A 23,624-nucleotide genomic window follows, 5' to 3' on the forward strand; every position below is an offset into this window, starting at 1 on the left:
GATGCTCTTCCCTAGACAAGAAGATCATCGACCAAGGGCTGTTTCCGTGGTCAGTCAGGGTCCCCAAAGGACCCACGGAGGTTAAAGATCAAGCTAAGGGACGTCTCGTAACCTCTGCGTCTGTCCGCCGAGGACGGTCGCCGACGATGTCCGGGTGCAGGTGATCTCCGCAGCCCGCCCGGAGTGGATCTTCCCGTTCACTGGTCTGCAGCCGGCCCAGTTCCGGCGGCTGGTCTGTCTGGTTGCCGAGCGCGGCGGAGACGGCATCGCTGACGGCCGGCCGGGGCCGGCAGTGGGCACTTGACCACGCCGACCGGGTGCCGCTGGTGGCCACGTACTGGCGTACGAACCTGACGATGCGGCAGATCGGTCCGCTGTTCGGGGTGTCGCACTCGGCCGCGCACCGGGTCATCGACACCCTCGGCCCGCTGCTGGCCCTGGCCCCGGTGCGCCGGCGGCCGGTCGACCAGATCGCCATCGTCGACGGCACCCTGGTCCCGACCCGGGACCACCGCCTGGCCACCCCGAGCAAGAACTACCGCTACTCGACGAACTTGCAGCTCGCCATCGACGCCAGCACCCGACTGGTCATCGCCGTCGACGACCCGCAGCCGGGCAATCGCAACGACACCATCGTCTACCGCACCAGCGGCATCGACCAGAAGTTGGCCGGGGCGGCTGGTCATGGCCGACGGTGGCTACCGCGGCAACCCCGAAGTGATCATCCCGTACCGCAAGCCCGCCGACGGCAGTGCGTCGCCGGCCTGGAAGGAAGACCTGAACAAACAGCACCGCACCGTCCGGGCCCAGGTCGAACACGCCCTGGGCCGCATGAAGACCTGGAAGATCCTGCGTGACTACCGCCGCGACGCGCGCACATTGACCGACACCACTTCTGGCATCGCCAACCTGCACAACATCATCCTGGCCGGGTGACCGCCAGCCCGGTGCCGGGCAACGCCTTCACCCAGTTACGAGACGTCCCTTAGCCCGCTTGGCCGCGGGATACTGATGCCGGGGGCGCCAGCCGCGCCACGGGCGGGAGCGGCGAGGCATCCGGGCTGGCCTGGAATGCCTGGATGGCGAGCGCGGCGAAGCGCCGGGAGGCGGTGACCTTGGCAGTCGGCGAGGACGCGTGGATACCGCTGTTGGCCATGAGCACGAGGATGACGTCGTCCAGGGCGAAGTCGGGGCGCAGACGGCCGGCTTCCTGGGCGCGGCGGGCCAATTCGGCGATCGACCTGAGAGCGTATTCGCGGCGCGCGTCGAAATCCACGGCATTGGGAAACGTCGAGGTGAGAGCTGCGGTAAAGCCCCCATCGCGTGCGTTCAGTTCACACATTTTCTCAATGACGAGACAGAAGCCGTGCCACGGATCCGGATCGGCGAGGCCCTCGTCGACGACGGTGCGACACGCGTACATCTGCTCTGCGAATGCCTCGGTGACCAACATCTCCTTGGTCGGAAATCGGCGGTACAGGGTGGCCGGTGCGACCCTGGCGCGCCGTGCGACCTCCCGCATCGGCACGTCCAGACCTTCACCGGCGAAGACCGCGCGGGCGGCATCGAGGATGCGCTCGCGGTTGTCTAGGGCGTCGGAGCGAAGGGTGTGAGGCAAACGATCGGTCACTGCTCTCACTTCAGCGAGGTGGACAGCAGGGTGCGTTAGCGTCCCTGCGCATGAGGGCTCTGCAATTTTCCAAGTATGGTCCCGCGAGCGTGCTTGAGGTCTCGGAGGCACCGGAACCGCACGCCGGACCGGGACAGATCCGGGTGGCGGTTCGGGCCTCGGGTGTCAATCCGGCCGACACGTACGTCCGCGCCGGCCGATTCCAGGAATGGATTCCGCTCCGCCTGCCGCACGTGCCCGGCGTCGACGCAGCCGGCGTGGTGGATGAGGTCGGTGGCGGAGTGACCACGGTTCGGGTAGGCGATGAGGTATTCGGGATCACGGACTACGCCCAGATGGGCGGAGCGAACGCCGAATACGCCGTCCTGGCCGCGTGGGCACCGAAGCCGGCCGCCCTGAGCTGGGAACAGGCCGGCGGTGCGGCCGGCAACATCGAGACGGCCACGCGCGTGCTCGACCGACTGGGCGTGAAAGATGGCACCACGCTGTTGATCGAGGGTGCGGCTGGCGGGGTCGGTACGACCGCGATCCAACTCGCGGTCGCTCGTGGCGCGGCCGTCATCGGCACGGCCAGCGACCGCAACCATGGCTTCGTCGCCTCGCTCGGGGCGGTCCCGACCACCTATGGCCCCGGGCTGGCCGAGCGGGTCGACGCTCTAATGCCCGGCGGAGTAGATGCCGTACTCGATTGTGCCGGCTCTGGCTCTATACCCGACCTGGTCCGCCTGGTCGCAAGCCCGGACAGGGTGGTGAGCATCGCAGACATCAACGCCGCGGCGTACGGCGTGCACCTATCGCGCGGCTCTGGTCCCGGCGCGGACTCACCGTCTCTCGAAGGAATCGCCGCCGCGGGCGACCTCGCCGAGCGGGGCTGCTTCACGGTGCCGGTCGCTGCCGTGTTTTCCCTGGAAGAGGCGGCCGTTGCCCACGAGTTGAGTGAGTCTCGCCACGCGCGAGGAAAGATCGTGCTGAAGCCGTAGCGTGCCCCACCCGTGCCGTGGACCCAGATTGGTAGCCAATTCCGATTGGGCAGTTCGACGAACGGGACCGCCCGCCGTTGGGCGGGCGGTCCTAGTTCGTCGACAAACCCGAGCAACCGGCCGCGAGGTGGTGCGCCAGGGCCGGAGGGGCGGCGGACCGTTGTCGATCGCGACGTGGATGCGGGTCGCCTGCTCGGCGAGCAGTTCCTGAAACAGCCCAGTGCGGCTGCCGAACCGCCGGCACACGGTGCCCCTGCCCACGCGGCCCTCGCGGCGACGGAGTCGACTGAGATGCGCTCCGGTCCGTGCAGCGCGAGCAGTTCCTCCGTTGCCCCCAGGATCATTTGCCGGTTGCGAGCGGGGGCGTCTGCCCGTTCGACAGCCATCACGCCTCCTGAAAACCGAACCACGAGTCCGGGCAGTGCGACAGACCCGGTCAATCTCTCGCCTCAATCCGCGGTCTCGTGCTGGCGGACTACCCGGTCAATGCGGCGGTCGGGAATGATCCAGATGATCGCCGTGGCGACGAAGCACGTCAGGGCAATCCAGACGCCGATGCGGCCCAGGTCGATCGCCAGGGCGCTGAGTATCCCGACGAGGTAGAGCGCGGCGGAGAGCTTGCCCTTGAGGTCACTGCCGACGGCCCGCCTCAGCGGCGAGTCCGGTCCCTGCCGCCGGATGATCACGGCTTGGAGCACGCGGTATGCGATGGCCGCGGCGAGCAAATTCAGGCCGTAAATGACGACCGGGGTCGGCTCGAACCTCGACTCGTCCATCCAGGCTGTCGTGAACGGGAACAGCGACAGGCAGAACAGCAGTGCCGAGTTCGCCCACAGCACCCCGCCGCTGACCTGCCTCACCAGATGGAACATGTGATGGTGGTTGTTCCAGTAGATACCCACATAGACGAAGCTGAGGAGATATGTCAGCAGCCCGACGCCGGTCGTGTGAAGAAGGCCGCTGAGGCTGTGGTCCTCCGGCACCTTCAGTTCGAGTACCATGATCGTGATGATGATGGCGAGCACGCCATCGCTGAAGGCTTCGAGTCGACCGGTCCTCACCGCTCTGTCGTCCCTTCCCCTGTAGCGGTCCCTTTATCCGACGCTGTCATATTCTGTCCTTGTTGGTGGTGGCCGGCGGAGGACCGCGGCTGCGGTTCTGTGTCGTCACCGTCCAAGACCGGGCAGCCGTGGAATCTGTGACAGGCGGCGGCAGCGTTGCCGGACCCAGATTGGGCTGTGGGTGCCCGAACCCGCCGACACGAGTTCGGACCGATGCGTGGGCGCCCGTGTGCCGGAAGCCGCTTAATTCGTGAGGCCGGACAGCGGGGCGGGTTGTGACAGCGCATCTCCCGTACGTGTCCTGAGACACCTCGGCCGGCGTGTCACAGGTCGCGGGGCTGCCTTGTCTTTGCTGGTGTTCACCCGCGTACCGGGTGGAGAAGAGGAAATTCCCGGCCCAGCGATGACGCCTTCTTGTCCAGGCTCGAGCGCAACGTCAGGGGAGAGTTGACGGACGTCGCCCTCGCTGTATCGATCGACGGGTTGTTCGATCCGGCGGATGCCTAGCGCGAGGAGGCGGGCCTCCGCAGCCTTCTCGGCGCTGGCGCGGCCCTGGAGGACGGACGGCTCACGGCCGGCCGAACGATACGGAGATCGAGATGCCTGAAAGCGGTAGCCGCGTGGCCGCCCGCGACCATTGCCTCAGCCTGGTGCGCGCCGTGGACCGGCCCACCGGGGCAGCCCGCTACGGACGCATGTTCCCAGGCCTGGGCCCGCTGGGCACCGACCCCGGGCTGCTGATGCGCGCGGGTGGCGACGGCGGGATCTGCGACGCCGCCCCGGTCCTGGACCAGTTGAACCGGGACGGCGACGACGCCACCGAGGCCGCCGGGTGGCCCTTCTTCGGCCAGCTGATCGCCCACGACATCACCGCTGACCGCTCATCCATCACCGGCGGCGTCGACCCCGAGGTGCTGCGCAACGCGCGCTCCCCGAAGCTCAACCTGGAGATCATGTACTCGGACGGCCCGATCGGCTCGCCGTACCTGTTCGACGTGGGCGACCCGGCGAAGTTCCTGCTCGGCGAGGACGGCGGCGACGCGCCGCGCAATCGAGTACGTACCGCCGGAGCTCAGGCGGCCGTGATCGCGGTGGCTGGAGGTACGGGCTGGGTCGGCAAGTTGGTCGTCGAGAGGGCGCGCGGCCAGGTGCCGGCCATCCTGCGGGCCACCCAGTTATTCGAGTCGGGGCCGGCGTCCCAACGCCCGCCGGAATGGCGCAATCCCAGGACAGAGCCCGCGCCGGACTTCGCCAACCTCCCGGCGCCCGCCGAGGGCATTCTGGTGACGCTGTTCATCACCGTGCGCGACGTAGCGCGGTCCCGCGACTTCTACGCCCGCGTTCTGGGCGGCACCGTCGTGCTGAACGAGAATCCCTGCATCGTCAGGCTGTCCAATTCGTGGATCATCATGAATCCGGGTGGCCCGCCCACCCCCGACAAGCCGGGAATCTCGGTGGTCGACTACCAGCCCGGCGACACCACATCGATCTTCCTGAACTTGCGGGTCGCCGACATCCGCGCCTGTTACGAGCAGTGGAAGGCGAACGGCGCGCAGTTCTTGACGCCGCCGATCGACCGCGCGTCTGAGATCCGCTGCTACCTGCGGGACCCGGACGGGTACCTCATCGAGATCGGTCAGTCCACGGGACTGTTGCAGGACAAGCGTGCCATGACACATCCGCACGATCCCACCAGCTGACTCGGCATCGGTGACAGCCCTCACGGCAGGGCGGTCGGCGTCGAGGCGACTGGGCTGGTGACGCCGGCAGGGGCGTCACCGTGGCCGCCAGCGAAGCCAAAGAACCTGGCCCAGGAGACGGCGACGGCAACCGAGGCATCGCCCAGCGGGTCCAGGGGGCCGATGCCTGCGTCTATCTGCGCGAAGGGGAGCCGATGTGATCAAAAGGGGCCGTAGTGCTCGGCGATAGTGTCCTGCGGCGATGTTTGGTTCAGCTGCGGTGCCAGTCCCGCAGTTTGGCGGGATTCAGCACGATCCAAAGGGCTGCGGCCCGGTCCTCGTCGCAGCTCACGGCGATCACGGCGACGGCACGCCCGGTCTGGCGGATCACCAGTCCGGCGTGCCCGTTGACGCTCTCAACGGTCAGGTCGGTTCCAGGCAGCAGGGCACGGAGCAGCCGGACGACCTCGGCTGCGCCGTGAACCGGACGGATCGGAGCGGGCACGCGGCCGCCGCTGTCGCACACCGCAACGGCGTCCGCGCCAAGGACGGCCTCGATCGCGGTGACGTCGCCCACGTGGCAGGCAGCCGCAAGCCGGCGTACGACGTCGTCATGAACGCGCGGCATCGCCCGCCGTGACACCCGCCGGCGGAGCACCCGCCTCCGCTGGCGCCGGTGCGTGCGCGCCGGCCAGGAACGCCTCCCGGGGGTGCTGCACCGAGGTCAGCGAGACGATGTCCCGGCCGAACAGCGCGGCGGTCGCCCAGACCGCGAGCACCCGGACCTTGCGCTCCCACGTCGGCACCGCCAGCACGTGGTAGCCGCGGTGCATCAGCCAGGCCGGGAAGCCCTTGATGACCAGGCGGTGGAACTGGAAGATGCCGCGGCCGAGGCCCAGCGTGGCGACCGTGCCGAGACTGTGGTGCACGTACCGCTTCGGCTCCCGCCCGCGCAGCGTGGCGATGATGTTGCGGGCCAGCAGCTTGCCCTGGCGCACCGCGTGCTGGGCATTGGGCACTGTCGAGACGCCGGTCCGCTGCGCCGCGAGGTCGGGGACGGCCGCGTCGTCGCCGGCGCCCCACGCGTCCGGCACCGGCGCGTCCTCGGTGCCGACCCGCAGGTCGGCGCGGACCACCAGCATCCCGCGCCCATCGACGGGCAGGTCGCTGTGGTTGTGCACCATCGGGTTCGCAGCGTTGCCGACCGTCCAGACGATCAGCTCAGAATCGAACTCCTCACCGGTGGACAGCACCACGTGACCGTCGCGCACGGAGAGCAGCTGCGCATTCAGGTGAACCCGCGCGCCGCGCTTCGTCAGCGAGCGCACGACCCACTCCCCGGGCCCGGCGGTCACCTCGGGCAGGATCCGGTCGCGTGCCTCCACCAGGTGGAAGCTCAGCTCGTCCAGGCTCAGCTCGGGATAGCGCCGGATCAGCGCCGTCGCCAGCGACAGCAGCTCACCGAAGCCCTCGACCCCGGAGAAGCCACCGCCGACGAACGTCACGGTGAGCAGCCGCCGGCGCTCAGGCCCGGGCGGCAGCGTCGCGGCCTGGTCGAAGGCGGTCAGCAACCGGTCGCGGATCGCGACGGCCTCCTCAACGTGCTTCATGCCGATCGCGTGGTCGCTCAGACCGGGAATGGCCAGGGTGCGGGTCACCGCACCGGCGGTCACGACGATGATGTCGTACGTGAGCGGGTATTCCCGACCCACGGCCGGGCGTACCGTGACCGTCTTGCGCGCGTGGTCGACCGCCGTCACCCGGCCCGCGATGATCTCCGTCTTCCGCAGGTGCCGGCGCAGTGAGACGGCGGCGTGGCGCGCCTCGACCGAGCCGGCCACCACCTCGGGCAGGAACGGCTGATAGGTCATGTACGGCCGGGGGTCAACGACGATGACCCGCGCCTCGCCCCGGCGCAGCTTCTTCTCCAGTTTCCAGGCCGTGTAGAAGCCGGCGTACCCGCCGCCGACCACCAGGATGGTCCGCACCTTCGTCCCCTATCTCTCGCCTTCGCCAATAGAGACCGGGCGGCCCCCTAGTTTGTGACGCCGGCCATGGCGGCGATCTTCTCCGGACTCATCATCCACAGCACCTGGTCGATACCCTCCGAAGAGGCGACGACCGTGACGATCCCGAGGACCGTGTCACCCCGGCGCATGATCGCGCTGGTCTGCCCGTTCGTGGTGACCCACCGTAGGTCCATGCCCTCCCAGTACTCGGTCGAGAACGCGGCGATGTACTTCGCCACCCGGGCCGCGCCCACGACTGCCTTACGGGAGACCTGCCGCGCGCCGTTGCCGTCGGAGATGCTCGCCACGTCGGCCGCGAACAACTTCTCCAATGCTTCGAGATCACCGGTGCGGGCGGCCTCGAGGAAGGTTGCCAGCAGCCGACGCTGCGCGGACTCGGGCACCGGGATCTTCCGCTCGCCGGCGACGTGCTTACGCGCCCGGCTGACCAGCTGCCGCACGGCCGGCTCGGTGGACTGCAGGATTGCGGCGATCTGCGGGTACGGGTAGTCGAACGCCTCCCGCAACACGTACGCCGCCCGCTCCTGCGGGGTGAGCTTCTCCATCAGCATCAGGACCGCGAGCTCGAGCGCCTCCCCGCGCTCGGCGCCCAGGAACGGGTCCGCGCTGGTGTCAACCGGCTCCGGCAGCCACGGTCCGACGTACGTCTCGCGGCGCGCCCGTGCCGACTGCAGCTCATTGATCGCGAGCCGCGTCGTGGTCGTCGCCAGAAACGCTCCCGGATTCTTCACCACGCTCCGGTCGGTCGCCTGCCAGCGCAGCCAAACGTCCTGCACCAGGTCCTCGGCCTCGCTGGCGCTGCCCAACATGCGGTACGCGATCCCGAACAGACGTGGCCGCACGCCCGTGAAGATCGCCGCCGCCTCGTCGAGATCCCCCACCACTGTCTCCCCCAAGGTCGTTCGCCGCTCCAGGCTAGCCCCCTGTCACAGGTTCCTCGCCGCGCTCGCCCCGAGATACGGACAACCCGAGGACGCCCACGCCGGCTCCGTGCACTACGGCTCCGGCCGGCTCGATGCCGGCCAGCAGCAACACCGTGGCGACGGCACCACCGGCGCGATCATGACCGCTGCGAGGTCGCGGGCCACCACCTAGTAGTGCTTTGTTAGGTTCGGTGGCGTTTGTTGCGGTGTAGCGGTTTCACGGGTTGGTGGCAGGTGATGCAGGCGCCGGTCCAGGTCGCGAGGAGTCGTTGCAGCTCGCGGATGACGGTGTAGAGGGTCAGGCCGGCGCAGCCGCTTTTGGGTCCAGGCGTAGTTCGGTGATGAACAGGTGCGCGGCGGTGACGAGGGTGACGTGGCGGTGCCAGCCGGTCCATGAGCGGCCTTCGAAGTGGTCCAGGCCGAGGCCGGTCTTCAGTTCGCGGTAGTCGTGTTCGATGCGCCAGCGGATCTTGCCGTAGCGAACCAGGTCGGTGTGACTGGTCGCCTCGGGGAGGCACGGCCGGAGGGATGACTTGAAGACTCGGACAGCCCGATCGTTGACCAACTGCGCGCTCATCGGCATGACAGCGAGCACCTCGCGGCATAAGTAGCCCTGTGTCAAGCGGGAGGGGCGAGGACGGCCTGCAGAGCTCGGTGGCGGGTGGGGTCGTAGGCGACGCCGTCTTGCCAGCAGCGCCAGATCACGTGCAGCCAAGCGCGGGCGAGGATTCGAGTCGCGTGGGGGTGGTCGTGGCCTCGAGCCCGGGCCCGCCGGTAGAGGTCGGCGGCCCATGGGTTGGCGTGGTGGGAGTCGCCGGCGAAGTCGATGACTGCTCCACGGAGTTGTTTGTCGACGGCCCAGCGAAAGCCGACGACTTTCACCTTCCCGGACTGCCTGGTCGAGGGCGCGGCCCCGGCCAGGCAGGTGAGTGCCTCCGGCGTCGGGAAGCGGCCGCGGGCGTCACCGATCTCAGCCAGAAGCCGGGCCGCTCGCACGATCCCTGCCCGGGGCAGGGACATGAACACTGCCGCGTCGGGATGCTGCAGCAGCTGGATCTCAATCTGCTCTTCCAGCGCGTTGATCTGCTCTCGCAGGGCGGTAAGCCCAGCCACCAACGCAGCGGTGACGTGCGCCCGGGCGGTGGCTTCAGGACCGGTGGTCCCGCGGGTAGCCGCGAGCAGATGGGCGTGCAGCAGCCCGGCTCGTGCCGGGTTGGGGTAGGAGACGCTGCGCAGCCAGTTCTGCAGTCTGCGTGGCGACAGCCAGTCGACCTTGTCTTGAGTCGTGAACCGGGTGAGGAAACTCAGGGTGATCGCGGAGTCGATGTCGCGGAACAGCCCGATCACGGCGGGCAGAACGTGTTCGAGGTGGGCGCGGAGCTGATTGGCCATCGCGACCCGGGCGGCGATGAGGTCCTTGCGGGCGCGGACGGTCATCCGCAACGTGAGTGTCGCGGGAGAGTCGACGGTGAGGGGACGCAGGCGATGGTGGTCGGTGCGGACGGTGTCGGCCAGGACGTAGGCATCGAAGCGGTCGTCCTTGTTGCCGGCTGCGCCGTAGCGGCGGCGCAGGTGCTTGATCTGGTTCGGGGCGATCACGAAGACCGTGAGCCCCGCATCGAGGAGGGCCTCGACGATGGGCCCGTCGGGGCGTTCGATACCGACCTCGAGCACAGCGGCTTGCTGCAGGCATCGCAGCAGCTTCCGCAGCCCCGCAGCGGTGTGCTCGACGAGCATCCGGTGAACCTCGACACCGTCGGGGCCAACGATCGCGAGGGCGTGCTCAGTACTGGCCCAGTCGATGCCCGCAGTGGGTCGACGCATCGAGGAGTCGTGTCCGACACTCATAGTGTCCTCCTTGCTGTTGCAGCAGCAGGTGGGCACCCAATGGTCTCAGGACACGGAAGCCGGTCGCTCACTGATCGGCGCTCGACGGCGCTCAGCCCTGTCGCCAGTCATACGTGCCCTGGGACCACCGGGCCCCGCGGAACTCATGCCGGACCTCTGACGGTCAAGCGTGCGAGGCGGTGGCCCGGTGGAGACCAGGTGCGCCGACGACCCGAGATCGCCGGCACCAGACACGGTGCCCGACGAGACCGCCGACAGGAAGAGTCTGCGCAGTGAGCGTGCGTGGTCAGCCGGCTGGCGAGCACCATCCATCGGCCATGGCGATGATGCGAGCGGTCACCGTGTCCGGATCCACGAGTTGATGCAGGTGAAGCCCTGGAACATGGTCGAAGTCCCAGCCGCGTTCCCGCGCGTCCTGCGCGGCTTGTTCGTACGGCGGACCGAACAGCAGATACCCACATGCCGCGTTGTCCCAGCCGTCCGGAACGGGAACCTTTTCCTCGTAGTAGCTCAACGGCAGGCGCGGCTGCTCGGCCGAGACAACACGCCGGGTCTGCGGATCCGGAAACATCGGCGCGACATCGGACTCGTCCCACCACGCCGTCCATTGCGGCAGCCTGCCACCGGTCGCTTTGGGCCGCAGGAAATCCAGCAGCTCAGGCGGTGCCACCGCCGTCGGCCCGCTGCGAGCGGGCAACGCCGCGTCGACGAACAAACAGCCGGCCACCGGACGCCGGGCAGCCTCGACGATGACGGGGACAAAGAGACCGGCGTTGCTGTGCGCGAGGCCGGTGGGGGCGATCCGGACGATGTCCGGGGCGTGGTGACTCTACTGTCGGAATCGATCACTGAGGTCGCGGTGACGCCGCTGCGGCACGCCGTCGCGGCGGCCTCCGACGCGGCCGGTCTCGCTGGTGACCCATTGGAGGACTTCGTCTTGGCCGTACACGAGCTGGTCACCAATGTCGTGCGCCACGGTGGCGGCAGCGGACGACTCCGCCTGCTGCGCGACGCCGCATCCGTGTCCTGCCAGGTCATCGACCACGGTCCCGGAGCGGACTATGTTCCGATCGCGCTGCCGGGCCCCGGAACCCCGGGCCACCGGGGCCTGTGGCTGGCCCAGCAGCTCACCGACAGCCTGGTCATCGACAGCGGTCCGCACGGGACGACAGCTACCGTTACCGCCCGCCTCCCCGGCGTACAGTCGAGCGGGTGAGGTGCGGCGTGGAGCAGACCTGGCGGTCGGAGACGACGGTGAGCGACGGGACCGCCGTCGTGGCGCTGTTCGGCGAACTCGACATCGCCGCGGCGAGCCCGCTGGGCGAGGTCCTGCAGGCGGCGACCGCCCGCGCGCCCCGCGTGCAGGTGGACCTGGCGCGAGTCAGCTTCATCGACTCCACCGTGCTGAACACGTTCGTCAACGCCCACGGTCGTGCCACCGACAGGGGCGTGAGCCTCGCCCTGGTCAATCCCACCGGCCATGTCCGGCGCGTGCTCTCGATGACCGGGATCCTGCCCTGGCTCGCCGAGCCCGACTCCGACAGTTAGATCCGGCGCACCGACTTCTCAGCGCGGATTCTGCGGTCACGTGGAGGACGGTGGGTACGCGCCGGGTTCGCCGTCGGCGGCGGAGGCGGTCACGACCTTGTTGAGCTGCACGCGGACGGCGGCAGCTTCGGCGGCCCGCCGGAGCAGGGCGTAGCCGGCGCCGGTCGGTCGTTTCCTCGGTGCCGATGGCGCGTTGACCAACTGGGGGAGCGTCCACCATGGGCAACTCCTGATGGTTCGTCCGATGACCCCGATGCCGGCCGTCGCGTCACCGCCCCCCCGTGTAGCGGCGCGCAGGGTTGGAGCAGTGAGACGCGTGGTGAGACGTCTGCTCGATGGCCGCTACCGGTGCGAGGAGCTGCTGGGCAGCGGCGGCATGGGTGAGGTGTGGCGTGGTCGCGACCTGCGCCTGGACCGCCCGGTGGCGATCAAGGTGCTCGCCGCGGCGGGACTAAAGGAGCCGATGGCCGCGGAACGCTTCGACCGCGAGGCCCGCGCGGCGGCCGGGCTGACCCATCCGCACATCGTCGCTGTCCACGACTTCGGCACCGAGGAGAACGACTCCTACCTGATCATGGAACTGGTGGAGGGGCGGACCGTGTCCGCACTGATCGCCGACGGCCCGCTCCCCATCCTGCAGGCGTTGTCGATCGCCGTACAGACCTGCGACGGGATCGCCGCCGCGCACGCGGCCGGGGTGGTGCACCGTGACGTGAAGCCGGGCAACCTGATCGTCACCGCCACCGGCACAGTGAAGATCTGCGACTTCGGCATCGCCCGACTTCCTTGGGCAGAGGGGGAGAACACCCTCACCGAGCCGGCGACCAAGCTCGGCACCAGCTCGTACATGTCTCCCGAGCAGGCCCTCGGCCAGCCGGTGGACCACCGCACCGACCTGTACGGGCTGGGCTGCACCCTCTACGCCATGCTCGCCGGCCGTCCGCCGTTCGTCGGCGAGCAGCTCAGCGTGCTGCATCAGCACGTCAACGAGCCACCCCAGCCGCTGCGCGAGCGCCGGCCCGACGTACCCGCCGAGCTCGAAGCGCTGGTCGCCGAACTGCTGGCCAAAGATCCCGCCGACCGGCCGCGCGACGCGGCCGAGGTCCGGGACCGCCTCGGAGCCCTGCTGCCCCGGGCCGGCACGCCGGTTCCCCTCGTGCCGGTCACGCCAGCGGACCCGGGCCGGCCGGGACGGTCCACGCCGGCGATCGGTCTTCCGCCCACGCCGGACGCAGCCGGCCCGGCACGCCCCAGGCCGGGCCGCCGCCCGGCACGGCGTCGCCGCGAAGCGCTGCTGGCAGCGGCCCTGCTCGGCGTCGCGCTGCTCGCCCTGACCGGCTTCACGCTGCTCGACCGGGACGACCACACCTCGATCGCGGAACCGACCACGCCGCCGGCATCGGCCACCACCGCCGTGGCGCCCCGCGTGCCTGCCGTGCCGGTCACCGTCGCGCCCGCCACGCCGACCCTGCGGGCCGTCGCGTCCGCCACCCGCAACCCGGCCAGCCCGACACCGAGCCCTCGGGCCACCTCCCGAAGGCCGAGCCCCACCCCACCCGCTGACCCCATCGCCGGCATGCGCCAGTCGATCCGGGAGCAGGTGGAATCCGGCCGGTTGAACCCCGATGCCGCGAAGGACCTGCACACCAAGGTGGACGCGATCGCGAAAGAGATCGCCGAGAGCGACACCGACCATGCCGAGGACCAGCTCAAGAAGCTGCGCGAGAAGCTCAGCGACCTGCGACGCGACGGCAAACTCACCGCCGGCGGCTACGACGCCCTGACCGCCGACGCCGACCGGATCGCCGCCGATCTACGGTAAAACAGCGACAGCCCGGGGCTTTCCGGGCTGTCGCTGCTGTCGCCAGTCACGCATTTCGCGGCTGGGGGCCGGTCAGAGGGTGACGACGGCGTCCTCGGCGAAGGTGAACAGGCCGGCGTCGAAGGTGATCGTCTTCAGCTTCGTGCCCTTCGGCACGTCGAAGTAGACGTTCGCCTTCACCGAGTTGCCCGGGTTGATCTCGTCGAGGAAACCCTGCCCATCGGTGTTGCCGTAGATCCCGGCCTCGCCGTCAGCCTCGTACTCCCGGCCGGTGGCGTCCTGGGCGGTGAGGGTGCCGTCGGCGTGGAAGGTGTGCGCGCTCTTCGTGACGTTCTTGACGGTCACGTTGACCTTGCAGAAGGTGCCCTGCGCCTTGGTGTTCAGGAACTGGCTGCCCACCTGGGAGATCCCGCACTTCACGCCGTTGACGGTGAACTCGAAGTCACCGCCGCGCACCTTGTCGCCGACGCCAAAGGTCTTCGGCTTGGCCGGGGCCGGCGCCGCGGTCGTTTTCGCCGGCTGCGGCTTGGCCGGCGTGGGGGCCGACGTGCTCGGGGCGACGGCCGCGGGGGCGGAGGTGCTGGGGCTGGCAGCGGGGATGTCGCTGCTGGCGGACACATCGTTCTTCTTGTCGTCGCCGCTGACCAGGCCGATCACCATCGAGCCGCCGCAGCACAGCACCACGAACGCGCCGACGCCGACGAGGGTGGGGATCAGCCAGGGCCGCTTGCGGGCGGCGGGGGCCGGCGCGCCGGGCGGCGGCGGGAACTGGCCGGGGTGCTGAGGGATCTGCCCGGGCGCCGGCGGCGGGAACTGGCCGGCGGGCACCTGCGGGAACTGAGCGGTGGGCGGCATCGGCTGCTGGCCGGCCGGCGGCTGGTTCTGCGCAGGGTCGTAGGGGGTGGTCATTGAGTGGTGTTCTCCCAGGTCTTGATTTCGCGCTGCCCCGTTAGTTGAGCGCAATACTTTCCACCCTGACACATTTTGCCTCAGGCAACGGTCCTCCGGCTGGCCTGACCCACACGCCCGGTCAGCTCGAGAAACACCCGATCTTGGTGACCCGGCCGTCAGCCGTTGAGCCACCAACTTGTTCACGCTCCGGCCGACCCGTCCCAGAACGGGTCGGCCTCATCGCCGAGCAGCGGCGGCACGTCGTACATCGACAGGTCCAGCCGCGGGCGCACGTACCACACCCGGTGGCGCCATCGCCGGTGCTCGAAGCGGTGTCGGCCGACTTCGGGCCGGGGAGCTGCCGCCGTACGGTGAGGTGCTGCGCGGGGCCTTCGAGGGCGACCCGGCGCTGTCGGTGCGGGGCGACACCGTCAAGGACTCCTGGCGCATCGTGGAGCCGGTGCTCGAGGCATGGCTGGCGGGAGCGGTGCCGTTGCAGGGGTACCCGGCGGGCAGTCACGGCCGGGCGACTCCCTCCTGACCCCGGCGCCCGGCGAAATGCGTCCTCACTGAGGACGATCTGGGCCGCCGGCATTCGGACGCCCGGAGGCCCCCGTTCACCTGGAGGCCGGCGTTGTCTACCTGTCGTGGCGGATGCTGATGATCGGGCTCGGCGCGGCGCGCCCACGAGGACGCTGCTGCTCTCGGCGGCCCCGGACCGGCAGGCCGGCACCGCCGGGGAAGTGAGCAACGTTGCGCGCAGGCTCGGAACCACCGCCGGGCTCGCCTGAAGCCTTGGCGACGGGATCCGCCGGCGTCCACACCGGATTCGTCGTGCTGGCCGCCTTCGCGTTCACCGGTCTGGTCGCCTCGTCGCCGCCCGTCGGCGCGCGCCGTGACCGCGCGGCCGTCACCGGCGGCACCGTGCATTGCACCGAGCGGCGACCAGGGGCGGTGGGCAGACTTCTCCTACGTGCGCAGAAGGCAGAGTTGCGCCAGCGTCGGCGCTCGCACCCGAATCCAGGCGCGATGCCGTGGGCGGCCGGCGGCCAGCACGACCGCGATGAGACGGCGGGCCGACTGTCGGTCGAGCAGCATCACGCCGCCACTCCGACCAGCAACGCCAGACACGCGCCCAGCAACTCGCCGCCCATGCCGGACGGGCTGTCATCGCTGGCAATGATCGTCGGGCCGCTGCCCCGGAAGGCGACCCAGGGCAGTCCGCTGACGATGACGTCGGCCGGCCGGGCGCCGTGTTCGTCGAGCAGTTCGGGAGGGCGTGTCCGCGCATAGCACCTTGACCTTCGGGAAGTGGCGGGCGAGCCTCGCCGCCAACCGCTCGTTCAGCTCGATCGCGAGATGCCGGCCGCGACCACCGAGGCGTTGCTGGATGACCGAGGTGAACGGCCCGGCGCCCGGTCAGAGCTCGACCACCGGCTCCCCGCGCTCTGGAATCGGCGCCACCATCTGCGCCGCCAACCGGGCGGAACTCGGCGTCACAGATGCGGCCCGCATCGGCTGCCGGATGAACTCCCGCCGAAAGATGGTGCCGCCGACTGACTCCGGCAGGCCAGTCAGAACTCGGGTTCGCCGGGTCCGGCCGTTAATCGGTCATGCCGGAGAGGCGGTGGCGAGGCTGTGGACATGGGCGATGGCCATGTCCAGGGCCCGAGCGAGCGGACGACTGCTGCGGTGCGTCTTGGCCAGCAGCAACCCGCCCTGGAGCGCGGCCATGATCGCTTCGGCGAGCGCGGCCGGATCGGCTTCCGGCGACAGGCTTCCTCGGTCACGCATGACGGTGAGCCCGGCCCGTAGCGGAGCCTCCCATTCCGCGAAGCACTCCTGCAGTACGCCGCGGGTTTGCGGGTCACCACCGGCAAGTTCGTTGGCCAGCGAGCCGAGCGGACATCCGCCCACCTGATCGTGCGCGGCCTGAGCTGCGACGATCTTGTCCCGCCAGCGGGCCAGGCCGGCGAGGGAGTCCAGCGCGTCCAGTTCGGGGCGCTGGTCCTGCTGGATTCGCTGCGCCTGATGCCGCACGACCGCCCGGATCAGATCATCCTTGTTGCCAAAATAGTGGTACAGCTGTGACTTGCTGGTCCCGCTCGCCGCCAGGACGTCGTCCAGTGTCGTGGCAGCGGCGCCGCGCTCGAGCATCAGCTCGGCTGCGGCTGTCACGATGCGGGCCTTGGTCGCCGCGCCCCGAGCCGTCAACTTCGCCGCCTGCTGCACAGATGTCACATCGTCCATGCTAACAGTAATTGGACTTGCTAGTCCAGTTATCAAGACATATGTTGGACCGAGCGGTCCACTAGATTTCGGCTGGGCCGCCTACGGCGCGTTGGTGCATAAGGAGAAACCGCTATGGGTCGGCTCAACAACGGCCAGCACTTTCCCAAGCTTCAGGTTCCCGCCGTGGGGGGAGGTTCGCTCTCCCTGCCCGACGACCTCGCGGGTAGCTTCGGGGTGGTGCTGATCTACCGGGGCTCGTGGTGCCCGTACTGCAACGCACAACTCGCGGCCTTCCAGAGGGCCAGCGAGACCCTCGGGGGGCTCGATGTCCGCGTCGCCGCGCTCTCCGTCGATGACGAGGAGACCAGCCGCAAGCTCGTCGAGAAGCATCACATCGGGTTCCCCGTCGGGCACAGTGCCGACATCGACGCGGTGGTCGAGGCGACGGGGGCCTACGTCAACGAGCCGTCGCCCGCCGACCAGCGGCGCTACCTCCAGTCGACAGGGTTCGTCCTCGCTCCGGACGGCACCGTGATCACTGCCGTCTACTCCAGCGGCGCCATCGGCCGCCTGGTGCCGGAAGACGTGGCCGGGCTGGTCCGCTACCTCCGCGACCACAGCTGAGGGCGGACAGCCGGCAGGTACGGTGCCGGCGGCATGGTCTTCGCGGCCTTCCCCCGGTGGCCAGCGGCCACCGGGGGCAGGCCGAGTTCGGCGTCCAGCTTACGGGTGGCGGGCATCCGGGTGTGCGGGGCGAGCCGCCCGGTGCGGATGGCACCCGGAGCGCCTGTTCGAGCCCGGACCGGCGGCCGCTCGCCGGGGGCGCCGGGGTCCAGATGGAGATCCACGCCCAGGGCTGCCGAAGTGGACCAGGATTTCGTCATGGTGTTGGACCTTAAGCATTCCAATCCGTGCGTAACATCGCTGCCATGACAGGTGAAGCACCCACGCCGCAGACCCGAGTCGACTTCTACTTCGACGCCGCCTGCCCTTTTTCCTGGATCACCTCGCGGTGGATCCTCGAGGTGGAGCCGCTGCGCGACCTTGACGTCCGATTTCACGTCATGAGCCTGTATCTGCACAACGAGGGCAACGAGCTGCCCGGCTGGTATCGCGATCTTGTCGATCGCTCCCTCGGCCTGGTCCGCGTCGCCACGGCCGCGGCCGAGCACCACTCCGAGGACGTACTCCGCGGCCTCTACACCGCCTTCGGCACCCGCATTCACAATAAGGGAATGGAGGACTTCGACGCGGTCGCTGTCGAGTCCCTGGCCGAGCTCGGGCTCCCCGCGAGCCTCGCGGAGGCGGCGCGTTCGGCCGAGTACGACGCCGCCCTCCAGCGCAGACACGACGCGGGCAAGGATCCTGCGGCGGGCGGTTATGTGGGCACGCCCACGATGCACATCGACGGAACGGTCTTCTTCGGCCCAGTGATGAACAGCATCCCGCGGGGCGAGGAGGCGGCGCGGCTCTTCGACGCAGTGCGGACCCTCTCGGCACACCCGGACTTCTTCGAGCTGAAGCGGGAACGGACGGGCAGCCTGCGCTTCGACTAAGAGTTCCTAACAAAGTCGTAGGACGTGTCGGTACGTGATGATGCAGGTGGCGAGGCCGAGGAAGGCTTCATGCATGTCATCGCGGCGTTCCCACCGGATGCGTAGCCGTCTCATGCCGTGGTACCAGGCGATTGTCGGCTCGACCACCCATCGGATCACCCCGAGGCCGGAGCCGTGGGGTTGGCCACGGCGGGCGAGGCGCGGGCGGATGCCCTTGCCGCGTACCGCCTTGCGGTGCTTGTCGTGGTCGTAGGCGCGGTCGGCGAAGAGTTGGTCGGGGCGCTGTCGGGGCCGTCCGCGCCGATTGCGTACGGGCGGGATCTTGTCGATCAGCGGGAGTAGTTGGGTGACGTCGTGGCGGTTGCCGCCGGTCAGGCAGACGGCCAGGGGGATGCCGGCGCCCTCGGTCAGGACGTGGTGCTTCGAGCCCGGGCGGGCGCGGTCGACCGGACTCGGGCCGCTTTTGGGCCGCGTCTGGCGGCCCGCACGTGCGAGGAGTCGATCACGGCGCGGGACCAGTCCAACTTTCCGGCGGCCTCCAGCTCGGCCAGCAGCAACTCGTGCAGCCGCTGCCACACCCCGGCCCGGTTCCACTCCTCCAAGCGCCGCCCCGGTGTTCCCGGGCGGGCCGGAGGACATCGCCTTCACCTACGGGATCGTGCCGGTCACGGTCACCGACGATACGGCCGTCCTGCCGGTACGGGTCGACGCTCGCCGCGGCAGGCAGGTCCGGCTCGAGGTCTCCGACCGCTCGGCCGAGCATGTCGTCACGTCCGTGGACCTGACTCTCGACGTGGCCGGCACCCGGATGGCGCACGGCGGCTCCTTCGGCGTGCAGGGCGCGAGCTACGTGCTCCCGGTCGAGGATCCGGCCGTCACCTATGGCGCCCGGGCGGTCTTCGACAAGAAGGGTTCGAGCGAGCAGTCGCCGAGCCCCTACCACTACCGGATCGCCGACACCCGCGCCGGCATCCCCACCGACCCGGTACGCACCGTGGCCAGGGAGGACCTCGCCCGGGTCGTCATGGACTTCAAGGCTCCCGGCGTCGCCTCCAGCGGATCCGCCGCCGTCGGCATGATCACCGACGACAGCCTTCCCATGCTCACTGTCGAAGGGCCGGTCGACTTCCCGTCGAAGGTGATCGACTACCGGGCGCCGGGGCGGTACGAGAGCGAGATCCGCATCGGCGACAACTGGATCACGGCACCGGCCCGAACCGTCAGCCTGGCTGAACCCGGCCGGGAGACCTGGAACAACGCGCTCCTCGGGCCGACGCTGGACAGCACCACCGGGCTGAACGGAGACGGCTTCATGTCCATCCCCGACATCCCGTGGTTCGTCGACGCCGAGACGCACGACTTCGCGTACACCCCCGCGTCCGGCACCCTGACGCTGAAGCGGGAGGGGGAGCAGGTCGCGCAGTGGCAGGCCGGCCAGTGGGGCTACGCCTACGGGCTGCCCGTGGAGAAGGCCACGTACACCCTGCAGGCGAGCGTCACCCGGTCGGTGCCGTTCGCCACCCTGTCCAGCCGGATCGACGCCGAGTGGCGGTTCACCACGGCAGGCACCACGGAGTGGCTGGCCAATCCGCTCATGGTGCCCCGCCTGGCAGCCGTCGGCCTCGACGAGTACAACCGGGCCGCCGGCAAGGCACCCACCAAGGTGCTGATCGGCGTCAGCGGCCAGCCCGCCGGCGGCGTCCCGGCCACCCGGGTCACCGGGTGGAGGCGTCCTTCGACGAGGGCGGCACCTGGAAGTCGCTGAAGGTCACCGCTGGGCCGGACGGGACGCTGGGCAAGGTGATGGTCCCCAACCCGCCTGCGGCGGGCCACGTCGCGCTGCGCGTCACGCTGACCGACCGGGACGGTAACCAGGTCACGCAGACCGTCCACCGCCCCTACGAGGTGCGGCCCCGGTAACCGAGCGAGGTCGGGCCCGAGCGGCTGCAGCCGCTCGGGCCCGGCCTTCTTTCCGACCCTTCCAAAAGGGACGGCTGCACTGGTCCTGTCTTCGGCAGGCGCGGCCGCCCCTCAACCCCGGGAGCGAAATGCCCAGACGAATTCGGTGGCTGTTGGCGACCATCACAGTGGTTGCGACACTGCAAGCGGTGCCGGGAACCCCGGCGCTGGCCGACCCGACCCCAGACCTCACCACCCCGAACCCCGCCACCGCGGCCCCGGCCGGCAGCGGTGAGACGCACATCGTCACGCTGCTCACCGGCGACGTGGTGACCGTCGAGGCCACCGGGTCCAGCTGCCCCCGGGTCCGCGTGCAGCCCGTGGACCCGGCCGGTGTGATTCGGCGCAGCTGCGGTGCCGACGGGCACCTGAAGGTCATCCCGGCAAAGGTGGCGGCTCAGGTCGGCACCGTGCTCGACCCGGACCTGTTCGACGTGACCACGCTGATCGCGGACGGCTACGACGACGAGAACACCAGCGAGCTGCCGGTGATCGTGCAGCCCGCCGAGAACCAGCGGACGACGGCGCTCGCCGGCCTCCGGCCACTGTCAAGTATCGGCGCGGTCGCCGGCGCCGTGCCGAAGCAGTCCGCGGCCAACGCCAGGGCAGCCACCACCAGCCTGCTCACCGGTGCGCGAAAGGTCTGGCTCGACCGGAAGGTGCACGCGACCGGGATCACCGCCGGCAACCACGGCGGCGGGCAGCCCGCTCAACTCGACCACAACATCAGCCAGGTCTCCGCGCCCTAGGCGTGGCAGGCCGGCTACACCGGCAAGGGCGCCCGGGTGGCCGTGCTCGACACCGGAGCCGACTTCAACCACCCCGACCTGGCCGGCCAGGTCGTCGACCGCGCCGACTTCGTCACCCCGGGCGGCGACGCGGTCGACCACAACGGGCATGGCACCCACGTCGCGACCACCATCGCCGGCACCGGGGCCGCCTCGCACGGCCAGCGTCGCGGCATCGCGCCGGACGCGCGCCTGGTCATCGGGAAGGTCCTCGACGACTTCGGCTCCGGGTTCGACTCCGACATCATCACCGGCATGGAGTGGGCCGCGGCCCGGGCCGACGTGATCAACATGAGCCTGGGCGGCGCCATGCCGGACGACGGCACCGACCCGATGGCGGTCGCCGTCGACAACCTGACGGAGCAGACCGGTGCCCTCTTCGTCATCGCCGCCGGCAACAGCGGCGGCGCGATCGCGTCCCCCGGCTCGGCCGGGCGCGCGCTGACTGTCGGCGCGGTCGACTCCGACGACGAGCGGGCCGGCTTCTCCAGCCGGGGACCGCTGATCAACACCTGGGCGGCGAAGCCGGAGCTGGTCGCCCCGGGTGTCGACATCGTCGCCGGCCGCGCCGCCGGGACGACGCTCGGCACGCCGTTCGACGAGTACCACACCACGCTCTCCGGCACCTCCATGGCCGCCCCGCACGCCGCGGGGGCCGCCGCGCTGCTCGCCCAGCGCCAGCCCGACTGGACCGCGGACCGGCTCAAGACCGGGCTCGTCGGCGCCGCCGACCCGCTGCCCGACGCCGAGCCGTACACCGTCGGCACCGGCCGGCTCAACGCGGCGCGGGCGCTCACCGGTCCGGTGAGCGACCAGCCGGTGGTCAACCTCGGCACCTTCAGCTACCCGCAGTCCGGCACCCACGAGGTGCGGCTGAGCTGGACCGGCGACCGGACCCCGGCGGCCGTCCCGCTCGACCTCGCGGTCACGGTCGTCAACCACGACGGGACCATCGCGCCTCGCCGGGCCGCGAAGCTGTCGGCCAGCCGGGTGACGCTCAAGGGCGGCGTGCCCGGCACGGCGACGCTGCGGCTCGACCGCGCGGCGCTGGCCGGCTCGCCCGGTTACTACCTCGCCACGGTCACCGCCCGCACGCCGAACCACGCGCTGGTGGCGACCACGCCGGTCGCCTTCTACGTGGGGCCGCGCAGCTACGACCTGACGATCCAGACCCGTCCCGTGCCGGGCGCCCCGGTGAACGGGTACAGCGCCGTCGGGGTGGAGGTGACCAACCTCGCCGACCCGCTGCTCTACGCCGGCGGGGTGTTCTTCACCCCCGGCAAGTCGGCCACGCTGCGGGTCCCGGCCGGCCGCTACCAGGTCACCGCCGGGTTCAGCACGTACGACGACGAGACCGGGGCGCAGACGGGCGCGTTCGTCGGGGACAGCGACCTCGCCGTCGACGGCACCCGGACGGTCGTCCTCGACCCGACGCAGGTCAAGCCGATGACCGCGACCGTGCCCGGGAAGCCCACCCAGGCCCTCGCGAGCAACTTCCTGTACGTGCAGACGGCCGTAAACGGTCTCTCCTGGTGGCAGGCCATCGCCGCGTGGGGTGACTCGGCCACCGTCGCGGTCGGCCCGGTGACGCTACCCAGCGTCGGGTCGCTGCGGATGTACGGCGGCTGGGGGCTGGACTCGCCGGCGGGCACGGCCGCGCCGTACCACTACGACCTGGCTCACGAGTACACCGAGGGAGTGCCGGCCGACCCCAGCTACCGGGTCACCGCCGCCGAGCAGGCTCGGCTCGCCCGGATCGACCAGCGGTTCAACCAGCTGGACCTGGCCGGGATGGTGACCTCGGTCCGCCGCGCCGGCTTCACCCTCGACGGGTTCTACCTGACTCAGAACCCCACCTACGACCTGCCGGCGACGCGTACCGACTACGTCTCGCCGGGGTTCCTCTGGCAGGACACCGGGATCTACGGCGGGCTCCCGGCCCAGGAGGCGCCCCGGGACTACACCTCGGGTAGCCGGCAGACCAAGATCTGGGCGCGGCAGCCGCTGCGCTCCGACTGGTTCGACGACCCGGCCGGTGGGGAGTACAGCTGCGCCGGCGCGCCGTGGCGGACCAGCGGCAATCTGCACGTCGACCTGGCCATGCTCGTCGATCAGCACCAGCGGGCCGACTGCCTGCAGCCCGGCGCGGTCGGTATCACGCGAACGCTGGCGCTGTACCGGGACGGCCAGCTCGTCGACGAGCGCAACGCCGCCCGGACCGACTTCAGCGTGCCGGCGAAGGCGGCGGACTACCGGCTCACCTTCGACGTCGACACCAGCCGGATCCTGCCGTTCTCGACCCACGTCAACACCGCGTGGACCTTCCGGTCGGCCGGACCGGCCGGCACGGCGCGCAGCGCCCTGCCGCTCCTGTCGGTCGACTACGCCCTGCCACTGGACGCGGCGAACCATCCCACCGGTGGTCCGGCCACGTTCACGGTCCGGCAGGCCCAGGGGGCGCCGGCCCAGCGGGTGACGACGTTCCAGGTCTGGACCTCGACCGACGACGGCGTGACCTGGCAGCCGACCACGGTCGACCGGGACCGGGACGGCTACCACGCCGCGCTGCCGACCGTGACGGGCGGGCAGGCGGTCTCGTTGCGGGTGAAGGCCACCGCCGACGGCGGCAGCGGCATCGAGCAGACGATCATCCGGGCGTATTGCGCCGGCTGACCGT

21 protein-coding genes and 5 pseudogenes are annotated in these 23,624 nt (G+C 70.1%); 14 read left to right on the forward strand and 12 right to left on the reverse strand.

The genetic code is table 11. The annotated features are described in order from the left end of the window. The first annotated feature begins 154 nt into the window (after positions 1–154). Positions 155–936 (forward strand): annotated as a pseudogene (locus tag AB0F68_RS31230) (transposase family protein). 49 nt (positions 937–985) lie between these two features. On the opposite strand, the gene AB0F68_RS31235 reads toward AB0F68_RS31230, so the two are convergent. Beyond that, a complete protein-coding gene (locus AB0F68_RS31235; protein ID WP_357344756.1) occupies positions 986–1,630 on the reverse strand; it encodes a helix-turn-helix domain-containing protein in 645 nt (214 codons plus the stop codon). 50 nt (positions 1,631–1,680) lie between these two features. On the opposite strand from AB0F68_RS31235, the gene AB0F68_RS31240 reads away from it, so the two are divergent. Further along, positions 1,681–2,610 carry an NADP-dependent oxidoreductase gene (locus AB0F68_RS31240; RefSeq protein WP_357344758.1) on the forward strand — a complete coding sequence of 310 codons (930 nt, stop codon included), beginning with the start codon at positions 1,681–1,683 and terminating at the stop codon, positions 2,608–2,610. A gap of 449 nt (positions 2,611–3,059) precedes the next feature. On the opposite strand, the gene AB0F68_RS31245 is transcribed toward AB0F68_RS31240, so the two are convergent. Further along, a complete protein-coding gene (locus AB0F68_RS31245) occupies positions 3,060–3,671 on the reverse strand; it encodes a TMEM175 family protein (RefSeq protein ID WP_357344760.1) in 612 nt (203 codons plus the stop codon). 599 nt (positions 3,672–4,270) lie between these two features. Between AB0F68_RS31245 and AB0F68_RS31250 the strand changes: the two genes are divergently transcribed. Beyond that, the gene (locus tag AB0F68_RS31250) at positions 4,271–5,371 is read left to right on the forward strand and encodes a VOC family protein (protein ID WP_357344762.1); all 1,101 of its coding nucleotides are present in this window, start codon (positions 4,271–4,273) and stop codon (positions 5,369–5,371) included. A 250-nt stretch (positions 5,372–5,621) separates the two neighbouring features. On the opposite strand, the gene AB0F68_RS31255 is transcribed toward AB0F68_RS31250, so the two are convergent. The 6 genes and pseudogenes from AB0F68_RS31255 to AB0F68_RS31280 form a co-directional block, all read right to left on the reverse strand. Further along, complete coding sequence (locus tag AB0F68_RS31255) at positions 5,622–5,927, reverse strand: siderophore-interacting protein (RefSeq protein ID WP_357344764.1); 306 nt, start codon at positions 5,925–5,927, stop codon at positions 5,622–5,624. 34 nt (positions 5,928–5,961) lie between these two features. Then, on the reverse strand, positions 5,962–7,338 hold the full coding sequence (locus AB0F68_RS31260; RefSeq protein ID WP_357344766.1) for an NAD(P)/FAD-dependent oxidoreductase: 1,377 nt from the start codon (positions 7,336–7,338) through the stop codon (positions 5,962–5,964). 47 nt (positions 7,339–7,385) lie between these two features. After that, positions 7,386–8,261, reverse strand: a complete 876-nt coding sequence (locus tag AB0F68_RS31265; protein ID WP_357344768.1) for an RNA polymerase sigma-70 factor — start codon at positions 8,259–8,261, stop codon at positions 7,386–7,388. Between the two features lie 340 nt (positions 8,262–8,601). Further along, positions 8,602–8,793: pseudogene (locus AB0F68_RS31270) on the reverse strand (transposase); the annotation flags it as partial. A gap of 128 nt (positions 8,794–8,921) precedes the next feature. Further along, positions 8,922–10,151 carry an IS110 family transposase gene (locus AB0F68_RS31275; RefSeq protein ID WP_357344769.1) on the reverse strand — a complete coding sequence of 410 codons (1,230 nt, stop codon included), beginning with the start codon at positions 10,149–10,151 and terminating at the stop codon, positions 8,922–8,924. A 286-nt stretch (positions 10,152–10,437) separates the two neighbouring features. Continuing rightward, positions 10,438–10,866: a hypothetical protein gene (locus AB0F68_RS31280; protein WP_357344771.1), complete on the reverse strand. Its 429-nt coding sequence runs from the start codon at positions 10,864–10,866 to the stop codon at positions 10,438–10,440. Positions 10,867–10,929: 63 nt separating this feature from the next. On the opposite strand from AB0F68_RS31280, the gene AB0F68_RS31285 reads away from it, so the two are divergent. Further along, a complete protein-coding gene (locus AB0F68_RS31285; protein WP_357344773.1) occupies positions 10,930–11,367 on the forward strand; it encodes an ATP-binding protein in 438 nt (145 codons plus the stop codon). An 8-nt stretch (positions 11,368–11,375) separates the two neighbouring features. Beyond that, on the forward strand, positions 11,376–11,699 hold the full coding sequence (locus AB0F68_RS31290; protein ID WP_357344775.1) for an STAS domain-containing protein: 324 nt from the start codon (positions 11,376–11,378) through the stop codon (positions 11,697–11,699). 36 nt (positions 11,700–11,735) lie between these two features. On the opposite strand, the gene AB0F68_RS31295 is transcribed toward AB0F68_RS31290, so the two are convergent. Next, on the reverse strand, positions 11,736–11,900 hold the full coding sequence (locus tag AB0F68_RS31295) for a hypothetical protein (RefSeq protein WP_357344777.1): 165 nt from the start codon (positions 11,898–11,900) through the stop codon (positions 11,736–11,738). A 118-nt stretch (positions 11,901–12,018) separates the two neighbouring features. On the opposite strand from AB0F68_RS31295, the gene AB0F68_RS31300 reads away from it, so the two are divergent. Beyond that, a complete protein-coding gene (locus AB0F68_RS31300; RefSeq protein ID WP_357344779.1) occupies positions 12,019–13,521 on the forward strand; it encodes a protein kinase in 1,503 nt (500 codons plus the stop codon). A gap of 72 nt (positions 13,522–13,593) precedes the next feature. Here the strand turns inward: AB0F68_RS31300 and AB0F68_RS31305 are convergent, their stop codons facing one another. Continuing rightward, positions 13,594–14,430, reverse strand: a complete 837-nt coding sequence (locus AB0F68_RS31305; protein WP_357344781.1) for a DUF4352 domain-containing protein — start codon at positions 14,428–14,430, stop codon at positions 13,594–13,596. A gap of 334 nt (positions 14,431–14,764) precedes the next feature. Between AB0F68_RS31305 and AB0F68_RS31310 the strand changes: the two are divergent. Continuing rightward, a pseudogene (locus tag AB0F68_RS31310) lies at positions 14,765–14,985 on the forward strand (glucose-6-phosphate dehydrogenase); the annotation flags it as partial. Positions 14,986–15,207: 222 nt separating this feature from the next. Continuing rightward, positions 15,208–15,705 carry a hypothetical protein gene (locus AB0F68_RS31315; protein WP_357344783.1) on the forward strand — a complete coding sequence of 166 codons (498 nt, stop codon included), beginning with the start codon at positions 15,208–15,210 and terminating at the stop codon, positions 15,703–15,705. Positions 15,706–16,023: 318 nt separating this feature from the next. On the opposite strand, the gene AB0F68_RS31320 is transcribed toward AB0F68_RS31315, so the two are convergent. After that, positions 16,024–16,653, reverse strand: coding sequence for a TetR/AcrR family transcriptional regulator (locus AB0F68_RS31320; protein ID WP_357344851.1), 630 nt, complete (start codon positions 16,651–16,653; stop codon positions 16,024–16,026). Between the two features lie 123 nt (positions 16,654–16,776). Between AB0F68_RS31320 and AB0F68_RS31325 the strand changes: the two genes are divergently transcribed. Further along, positions 16,777–17,268, forward strand: a complete 492-nt coding sequence (locus tag AB0F68_RS31325; protein ID WP_357344785.1) for a peroxiredoxin family protein — start codon at positions 16,777–16,779, stop codon at positions 17,266–17,268. Positions 17,269–17,573: 305 nt separating this feature from the next. Beyond that, positions 17,574–18,200: a DsbA family protein gene (locus tag AB0F68_RS31330; protein ID WP_357344787.1), complete on the forward strand. Its 627-nt coding sequence runs from the start codon at positions 17,574–17,576 to the stop codon at positions 18,198–18,200. 6 nt (positions 18,201–18,206) lie between these two features. Here the strand turns inward: AB0F68_RS31330 and AB0F68_RS31335 are convergent. After that, a pseudogene (locus AB0F68_RS31335) lies at positions 18,207–18,808 on the reverse strand (IS5 family transposase); the annotation flags it as partial. Positions 18,809–18,813: 5 nt separating this feature from the next. Here AB0F68_RS31335 and AB0F68_RS31340 point away from each other — a divergent pair. From AB0F68_RS31340 to AB0F68_RS31355, 4 genes and pseudogenes are all read left to right on the forward strand, one after another. After that, positions 18,814–19,965: a hypothetical protein gene (locus AB0F68_RS31340; protein WP_357344789.1), complete on the forward strand. Its 1,152-nt coding sequence runs from the start codon at positions 18,814–18,816 to the stop codon at positions 19,963–19,965. Next, a complete protein-coding gene (locus tag AB0F68_RS31345) occupies positions 19,923–20,120 on the forward strand; it encodes a hypothetical protein (RefSeq protein WP_357344791.1) in 198 nt (65 codons plus the stop codon). The genes AB0F68_RS31340 and AB0F68_RS31345 overlap by 43 nt, the downstream gene beginning before the upstream one ends. A 188-nt stretch (positions 20,121–20,308) precedes the next feature. Next, positions 20,309–20,908 carry a hypothetical protein gene (locus tag AB0F68_RS31350; protein ID WP_357344793.1) on the forward strand — a complete coding sequence of 200 codons (600 nt, stop codon included), beginning with the start codon at positions 20,309–20,311 and terminating at the stop codon, positions 20,906–20,908. Between the two features lie 33 nt (positions 20,909–20,941). After that, positions 20,942–23,620 (forward strand): annotated as a pseudogene (locus tag AB0F68_RS31355) (S8 family serine peptidase); the annotation flags it as partial. Positions 23,621–23,624 lie beyond the last annotated feature (4 nt).

The sequence above is a fragment of the Micromonospora sp. NPDC023966 genome, from assembly GCF_040639095.1.
Classification (GTDB): Bacteria; Actinomycetota; Actinomycetes; order Mycobacteriales; family Micromonosporaceae; genus Micromonospora.